The sequence below is a fragment of the Paenibacillus sp. AR247 genome (genome assembly GCF_002968895.1).
Classification (GTDB): domain Bacteria; phylum Bacillota; class Bacilli; order Paenibacillales; family Paenibacillaceae; genus Paenibacillus_AQ; species Paenibacillus_AQ favisporus.
The window spans coordinates 512,905-518,032 of the sequence record NZ_PCZT01000009.1 but is presented as its reverse complement, the minus strand read 5'-3'; the positions used below and the strand labels follow the sequence as shown (position 1 = coordinate 518,032).

4 protein-coding genes, 1 pseudogene and 1 riboswitch are annotated in these 5,128 nt (G+C 54.2%); all 5 genes and pseudogenes read left to right on the top strand.

Annotated elements, in window-relative coordinates; genetic code table 11:
- A partial coding sequence (locus CPT76_RS10385; protein WP_105442862.1) for a PrsW family glutamic-type intramembrane protease occupies window positions 1–1,643 on the top strand: 1,643 nt, incomplete at its 5' end.
- Window positions 1,592–1,849, top strand: a complete 258-nt coding sequence (locus CPT76_RS10380; protein WP_146116208.1) for a hypothetical protein — start codon at window positions 1,592–1,594, stop codon at window positions 1,847–1,849. The genes CPT76_RS10385 and CPT76_RS10380, both read left to right, overlap by 52 nt.
- A 1-nt stretch (window position 1,850) precedes the next feature.
- Window positions 1,851–2,180 (top strand): hypothetical protein, encoded by a 330-nt coding sequence (locus tag CPT76_RS10375; protein WP_105442860.1) that lies wholly within the window; start codon window positions 1,851–1,853, stop codon window positions 2,178–2,180.
- A 139-nt stretch (window positions 2,181–2,319) separates the two neighbouring features.
- The gene (locus CPT76_RS10370; RefSeq protein ID WP_146116207.1) at window positions 2,320–3,351 is read left to right on the top strand and encodes a phosphotransferase enzyme family protein; all 1,032 of its coding nucleotides are present in this window, start codon (window positions 2,320–2,322) and stop codon (window positions 3,349–3,351) included.
- A 205-nt stretch (window positions 3,352–3,556) separates the two neighbouring features.
- Window positions 3,557–3,720: riboswitch (cyclic di-AMP (ydaO/yuaA leader) on the top strand.
- 134 nt (window positions 3,721–3,854) lie between these two features.
- Window positions 3,855–5,128, top strand: a pseudogene (locus CPT76_RS10365) (APC family permease); the annotation flags it as partial.

The window sequence follows — 5,128 nt, the reverse complement described above, 5'->3', positions numbered from 1 at the left end:
ATGAAGGAGGAGATGGAAACGGATACGATCTGGAACATCCGAAACGGAAGTCAGGGATATCGCTGAAGGGGTGGTATCGGTGGGTGCAGGGAACGCTCCGGCGCTTCCCCTGGCTCAAAACCTTATATACGATATGGTGCTGGATATCCCTTTTGTTTTTTATCCTGGGCCTGTTCCTGTACCGGGATTCACGCACGATGCTCGTCCAGTATTTATGGTCTTTTTATGTCATGCTGCAGTTTTGGTTTCTTTGCCGGAGCAAAACATTTACTTGGAAGCAGGCGGCCATGTTTATGCTGCTGGGCATCTTTCTTGTCATCCCGGTCACGGCGCTGACGCTGCTCGCGGCTCACGGCTTGTTTGGCGGGGATACGCGGGACACCTGGTCCCAGGCCGTCTTGACCCCGATCTTCGAGGAAGTATGGAAGCTGCTGCCGCTCGGTCTGTTTCTGCTCTTTTCACGGCGCGCCTCTTCCATGAGCCTTGCCGATTATACGCTGGCCGGAGCCGGGGCGGGCGTGGGCTTTCAATTGATGGAAGAGCTGACGCGCCGCTGGCTGAACTCCGGCATCATCGGGCGGACGTACGGCTACAGTGTGACGATGCTTGGAGGGGAGACGATCCATTGGGATTTTTGGACGCTGTTCCCCGGCCGGTTTGAAGAAAGCATCTTTCCGACCATCATGTCGGTCAGTCATCCTGTGCACACCGGCATGGTCGCCCTAGGGCTCGGTTTGGCTGTACGGTACCGCAAGCGGCTGAAGGCCGCCATCTTCGCCCTGCCTGCACTGCTGCTCGTCTGGTCGATCATCGATCATGCTGCTTATAACGGTCAGGGCTCACTGCCGGACTGGTTTATGAAAATCAGCGACCTGACCGGCAGCGGGTACCGGACGAAAGGCGTGTTCCTCCTGATGCTGGCGATTGGGCTCGTCCTGGATTACGTCTCGTTGAATCGGGTGAAAAGCAGGCTGCCGAGAATGGAAGGCGAAGGATGGATCAACCCGGTGTCAGAGCTGTGGTATATGCTGGAGTCTCTCTTGACCCGCAGGGAACGGCTGGGGAGCGTCATGTCCTGGACCCGGGAACGCAGGGAGCTGGGCTTCTCGCTCCTATACGGCAATCAGGAAGCCGCCGCGCTGCAGGGCGACCTGCAGACGAGGATGCTGAAGCACTTCCGTGCTGCCGCCGGTGTAACCGCGGCCCTGCTGGTGATCGCCGGGCTGGCGGGCTTCGCCGCTTATTTCCAGGCGCACGTCCATCCCGCCGATCCGGCTTGCTTCTCATGCATGTTCGATTCGCTGCAGAACTGGTGGGACCGCCTCGGTTTTTGGGAAAAAAGCGCCATCGTGCTCGGAGCGTTCGCTTTGTCCTTGATGTTCGTCAGCTTCTGGCCGGCGCTCGGTATTGCCTTAACGGCGGCGAGCATACCGGCGAGCGGCCACGAAATCGCTAAGGATATCCGCGATCCGAAAAGACTGCTCACCCCCGAAAATGCGATCTCTACGCTGCTTGCGCTGGCGCTGAGCCGTGTTCCGTTCGGCAGGCTGGCCGAACGCTTCGGTAAAAAGGGCGGCAGCAGGCTGAAGGATTGGCTGGAGAAGCTGCTTACCAGAAAACGAAGGTGCGGATCAACAACCTGATGCAGAAGGCGGTTGGGACGCGAACAACGCCTGATGGAACGGCGGAAATCCCGACGCTGGAGCAAATTAAAGGAATCCGGCATTTCGAGTTTCAGCTGGACGGGGACTCGCCGGCTCTGCGGGCGGCCGCGGAGAACAGTTTGAATAAGCTTCGCCAGGAGTTTCCGGATTACACGTTCAACATTCGATTTGGGGTGGTGGAATAACATGTCAATTAGCGCAATTATTGTGGACCCGGAGGACGAATTTGAACGGTCCTTTATGCTTCCGGTGGCGACGGAATCCTTTTTCCAGAAATATTGGGTGCCGGCGGTGGAAGAGTTGAACTTGCAGTGGGTCGCACTTTTCCAGGACGGTACGGACGTAGAGTTCGAGGACATCCCGGCTGTCTTGGGCGAAGTGTCCCAGCTTAAAGAATGGGCGCAAAGCCACATGCATGGGGACGACCTCGACCACATGTTACGCAGACTCGAGCTGCTCGAGACGGAACTGCCGAAAGCGTACAGGCGCAGCGGTGCGGTTGTCTACATCGGTTAACATTGCCTGTTAACATTGGTGAATGAAAGATTGTTTTAATCTCATAAGAGGCCATTGCGATCAAGTCCGGGTTACACAGACACCGGGCTTGATTGCTTTTATCCGCGCTACGCGATGAAATAGGAAAGGGGAGAATGAATTGAGGCAGTCTTATCGAATGGACGAAGGGGCTTTTGTGCATCACTTGAACGAAGCTTACGGAATCGCTGCCCGGAGGCTTATTTTTATCCCTTATGGAGATTCGGCCTATTCTTACCGGGTGGAGGGAGAAAACGGGACGCGATACTATATGAAACTGTTTGAACATGGCAATGACAGCCACTGCCAAGGCATCCTTCGGTGCAGCCATTATGTGCCGTTTATGTGGGAATTGCATCAGACCGGCCGCTTTGTGGAGCTGCCCTGTCCGTTCCGAACCTTAAGCGGTGCTTATCTGCTACCCCTCTCCGGTTGCACCGCGGTACTCTTTCAATTTATCGAAGGAGAAACCTGGGCTGAGGCATACCCGTTCTCCAAGCATAAATTGGAGCGTGTTGGACGGCTGGCGGCGCGGATTCGGCAGTTGACTCCCTTTACTGCCACATCCGGCCTTACGAGTGAAACGTATGATGTCTCCTTTTCCGAACATTTGAACCAATGCCTGAAGCAGATTGAGCATCTTCGGGCCGGTGCAAGTCCCGCTAGCCAGCTGCTGCGTGAGCTTGTTATCCCTCAGCAAAGGCGCATAACCGAGCTGCTGCACCAGATGACAGAGGTTCGTGAACGTCTCGTGCTTGATCCGGCCCCCAATGTGCTCTGCCACGGTGATCTGTGGGGAGGGAATCTGATGGAGACCGCAGACGGACGGCTGATCGTCCTGGATTGGGAAGCGGCTATGCTTGCGCCACCAGAGCTGGATATCGTGGGGTATATCGGGGAAGGACTGGGTCATTTTCTCACAGGGTATGAGCAGGAACTAGGACAACAGATGGGGCTGAACCCGGATTTGCTGCGTTATTATGCATACCGCCATCATTTGAGGAACCTTACCCATTGGTGTATGAATATTTTGCATCGCAACCTGGAGCCGGATCAGCTGGATAACGACCTCGAAATGGTCCGGCATCACTGCTTGAACCGACTGGATACCGTAGAGGCTTCGCTGAGGAATGCGGCGAATCGAAATATTTAGAAGCCCGATATGAATTTAATAGCGTAAACAAGCGATATGCACAGCTACAGCCAGAAATTAATAGATTGCCGCCAATGTAAGCGTTGACATGAAGTTCTTTTGAATTTTTTCATACGTATCTCAAACCGTTTGCTTCTTTACAGCTGGCATCCGGAAGGAGTAAGATTCAATTCGTAATCGTGAACTTGTGAACCTGAAACGTAATACTCCTTGATCGCTGAATTCTGAAATCAGGAGCGGGGGAACCAAAGGGATGAAGTTAAACCTTCGTCCCAGGGGTGAATCACTTGATGTTCATTTATTGAGTGTAGGGATACTTTCGGTCCCGAATCCGTCAGCTAACCTCGTAAGCGTTATGAAAGAGGGATTTGTCGTGCGCGTAAAGCCACGGGAAGGTCCAGCTTTCCTGCGGCTTTTTTGTTGTGCCCAAAAAGGGTTGAGCACGTGTCTAACGGGTACATCATGAGCATTCCAACTCTAACATTGGCGGTGACAAACATTTTATGGCAGCATTGAAAAGACTTCTGATCGGACGTCCGCTGAAGTCTACCGAATTGGGAGAACAAAAACTGAATAAGAAAAAAGCTTTAGGCCATTCTATCCTCCGATGCGCTGTCGTCCGTAGCGTATGGGCCGGAGCAAATTTTGCTGGTTCTGGTCACGGTCAGCACGGCGGCGTTCTGGTATTCGATACCGATCGGAATCGGCGTACTGATTTTGCTGGCTGCACTCATTTTATCCTACCGGCAGATCATCTTCGCTTACCCGCATGGCGGCGGTGCTTACGTCGTCTCTAAACAGAATCTGGGAATCTATCCCGGGCTGGTGGCCGGCGGATCGCTGCTGGTAGATTACATTTTGACTGTTGCGGTCAGCGTTTCGGCTGGCACGGACGCGCTGACTTCGGCGTTTCCGGCGCTGCATGAGCATACGGTGGGGATTGCCGTCACCTTCGTCATCCTCATTACGCTTCTGAATTTGCGGGGCGTCACCGAGTCGGCCTCCATCCTGGCTTATCCGGTGTATCTGTTCGCCTTCGCGCTGTTCATTTTGATCGGCGTCGGTATGTACAACATCGTGACCGGCCACGTTTCACCGCATTTACATTCGCCGGTCGGGACGCCGGTGGCGGGGATCAGCCTGTTCCTGCTCTTAAAAGCTTTTGCCTCGGGCAGCTCCGCCCTGACCGGGGTCGAAGCGATCTCGAACGCCATCCCGAACTTCAAGGATCCGGCCCCGAACAATGCGGCCAAAACCTTGATGGCTATGGGGATTCTGCTGGCTGTACTCTTCTCGGGCATCGTATTTCTTGCTTATTATTTGGGCATATCCCCAAATCCCCAGGAGACGGTCGTATCCCAGATTGCCAATCAGACGTTCGGACGGAATTTTATGTACTTTTTCATCCAGGGCACGACGGCACTGATCTTGATCCTGGCGGCCAATACCGGATATTCGGCGTTTCCGCTGCTGGCGGTCAATTTAGCCAAAGACCGGTTTATTCCCCGGATGTTTACTGTCCGCGGTGACCGTTTGGGATATTCGAACGGAATCATCATCCTTGGGCTACTGTCTATCGTGCTGATCGTCGCCTTCCACGGACAGACGGAACATTTGATCCCACTGTACGCGGTAGGGGTATTTATCCCTTTCACGCTCTCGCAAACGGGGATGATCGTCAAGTGGATCCGGGAAAAACCGCAGGGTTGGTAACGAAGCTCGTCATCAATACGATTGGCGCGTTGATCAGCTTCACGGTGTCGGTGATGTTCTTCGC

What these genes read in the sequence shown, in the direction of transcription:
- CPT76_RS10375 (WP_105442860.1), top strand. Translation starts at nt 1,851, where the DNA reads ATGTCAATTAGCGCAATTATTGTGGACCCGGAGGACGAATTTGAACGG.